Source organism: Streptomyces sp. NPDC058307 (assembly GCF_042880295.1).
Lineage (GTDB): Bacteria > Actinomycetota > Actinomycetes > Streptomycetales > Streptomycetaceae > Streptomyces.
In genome coordinates this window covers 1-2,802 of sequence record NZ_JBHVYZ010000153.1, presented here as the reverse complement: position 1 = coordinate 2,802, position 2,802 = coordinate 1, and the positions used below count along the sequence as shown (strand labels likewise).

General features: G+C 68.5%; 1 protein-coding gene. It reads left to right on the top strand.

The genetic code is table 11. The annotated features are described in order from the left end of the window. Nucleotides 1–2,802 (top strand): type I polyketide synthase (locus ACFVYN_RS41195; protein ID WP_390008022.1); only part of this gene is annotated, 2,802 nt, incomplete at both ends.

Below are 2,802 nucleotides of genomic sequence, written 5' to 3'. Positions count from 1 at the left end.
AAGAGCTCGCCCTGCAGGAACCGCTGGTATTGCCTGACCAGGGCGGTGTGCAGATTCAGGTGCACGTCGGCGACGAGGACGGTGACGGTCGTCGCTCGGTGACGGTCTCCTCGCGGGATGCGGAGGGTGGCTGGATCCGGCATGCGGTCGGCACGTTGTCGGCCGCCGATGGCCCTGCTCTGGCGCCATTGGTGCAGTGGCCGCCTGCCGGTGCCGAGCCGATCTTGCTCGAGGACGTCTACGGCCAGTTGGCCGAGCGTGGCTACGACTATGGGCCGACGTTCCAGGGGCTGCGTCGTGCCTGGCGCATCGGGGAGACGATCTACACCGAAGCGGAACTCCCCGAAACAGCTATAACGGGTGCCGGAACCGAGGTGGGCGGGTTCGGAGTGCACCCGGCCCTGTCGGACGCCGTGCTTCATGGTTTGCTCGCCACCAGGCATGGCGGGGCGGGATTGCCGTTCACATGGTCGGATGTTCGGTTCCTGGCTGGTGGGGCCCGTCATCTGAGGGCTGTGCTCGCCCCGGGGCCGGACAGGTCGATCGCGGTGAGTGCGTTCGACGGAGCCGGGCAGCCGGTGTTCCATGCGAAGTCCCTGGTACTGCGGGAGATCCCGGCAGACCACCTCACGCGTTTCGGTGAGCGTGAGGTAAGCCGTTCGCTGTTCGCGGTGGACTGGGCCCCGCTTCCTGCGCCGGAAGGTCCCACCGTGCCGCGGTGGTCGAGGCAAGGAGAGGTAGTCGGTTCGGAGTACCCGCCGATCGTTGTGGCGGTGGTGCCCTCGGCGCCAGTTGGGCGGGGGACGCCCGCCGCGGCTGCACAGGCTACGGGGCTCGCGTTGGGGTGGCTGCAGGAATGGCTGGCTGATCCCGCCACCGTTGATGCGCAGTTGGTGGTTCTCACTGGAGGTGCCGCAGGGGGCCAGGATCTGTCTGCGGCGGCAGTTTGTGGGCTGGTCCGCTCTGCGCAGTCCGAACACCCGGGCCGCTTCTTGCTGGTCGACATCGACCCCACCACAGAGCTGGACCTCGACAGCGACACCGACGTAGAAGCCGCTTTGGCAGCCCTGTTGCGCTCCGGCGAGCCGGAGGTGCGGATCCGTCCGTCTGCGGAGGTAGATGTTCCAGCGGTGTTCGGCCGGCGACTGGTGCGGGCCGGGGTGCGTGATCCGCATGCTGTGCCTACCGAGTGGGATCCGGATGGCACGGTGCTCATCACCGGCGGTACCGGAACGCTGGGACGGCTGCTGGCCCGGCACCTGGTCACCACCCGCGGCATGCGGCATCTGCTGCTGCTCTCTCGGCAGGGCCCCCAGGCGCCCGGTGCGGCCGAGTTGGCCTCGGAGCTGACCGAACTGGGCGCGGCGGTCCGGATAGTGGCCGCTGACGCCGCAGATCGCGATGTTCTTAGTGGCGTACTGGATGGGATAGCGGCCGAGCATCCGCTCACGGCGGTGGTGCACGTAGCCGGCGTGCTGGACGACGCCACGGTCGAGTCGCTGACACCGCAGCGGATAGCGACCGTGCTGGCGGCGAAGGCGGACGCGGCCTGGAATCTGCACGAGCTGACCCAGGGGACGGACCTGGCCGGCTTCGTCCTCTATTCGTCGGCCGCTGCCATTCTCGGCAGTCCCGGGCAGGGGAATTACGCGGCGGCCAACGCGTTCCTCGACGCTCTCGTTGCCCACCGGCGTGAGCGAGGACTGACGGGTCAGTCGCTGGCGTGGGGGCTGTGGGCCGAGCGCTCGACGATGACCGCACACCTCGATGAGGCCGAGATGTCTCGGCTGGCGCGTGGCGGACTTCGGCCGATGGCGACCGAGCAGGGTCTGGCACTGTTCGACGTCGCCGTCCGGCTAGGGGCGCCCCTGGTGGTTCCTGCCCTGCTGGACCTGGCTGGCTTCTCTCGCTCTGGCAACCCACTGACGACGTTGCTTCAGGGGCCGGTTACGGGTACCGGTACGCGGCCGACCGCCGCTGCGGCGACGGCGGCTGAGGGGCTGGCTGCCCAACTGGCCGCGCTCAGTGCTGCTGACCGGGAGCAGACCGTCCTCCAGATTGTGCGCACCCACGCCTCGGCCGTCCTTGGACACGCAAGCTCCGATGGCGTCGAACCCCAGCAGACGTTCCGGGAACTGGGCTTCGACTCCCTGACCGCGCTGGAACTGCGCAATCGTCTTGCTGCCGAGACTGAACTCCGGCTGCCCGCGACGCTGATCTTCGACTATCCGACCTCGACAGCACTGTCGGGATACCTGCACGATCAGCTGTTGCCCCAATTGGCTGATGCCAGTGCTCAGGTTGCGCCGCCGGTGGTCCGCGCCGTTGCGGATGAGCCGATCGCGATCGTGGGGATGGGCTGCCGTTTCCCGGGCGGGGTCGAGGACCCGCAGGGCTTCTGGCGGTTGGTGGCGGACGAAACGGACGCGATCGCGGGGTTCCCCGCCGACCGCGGATGGGACGGCGACGAGTTCGGTGGTGGGGAAACCGCCTACGCCCGGGTGGGCGGGTTCATGTACGGAGCTGCGGACTTCGATGCGGAGTTCTTCGGGATCAGTCCACGTGAGGCTGTGGCGATGGATCCGCAGCAGCGGTTGCTGCTGGAGACCTGCTGGGAGGCCCTGGAGGACGCCGGTATCGATCCGTCCTCGCTGCGAGGCTCTGACGCCGGGGTCTATGCGGGCGTGATGTATCACGACTACGGCACCCTCCTCGGCAGCGACGCTGAGGGAGCAGGATCCGGCGTGACTGGCAGTGCCGGGAGCGTCGTTTCGGGTCGGGTGGCGTATTGCTTGGGGTTGC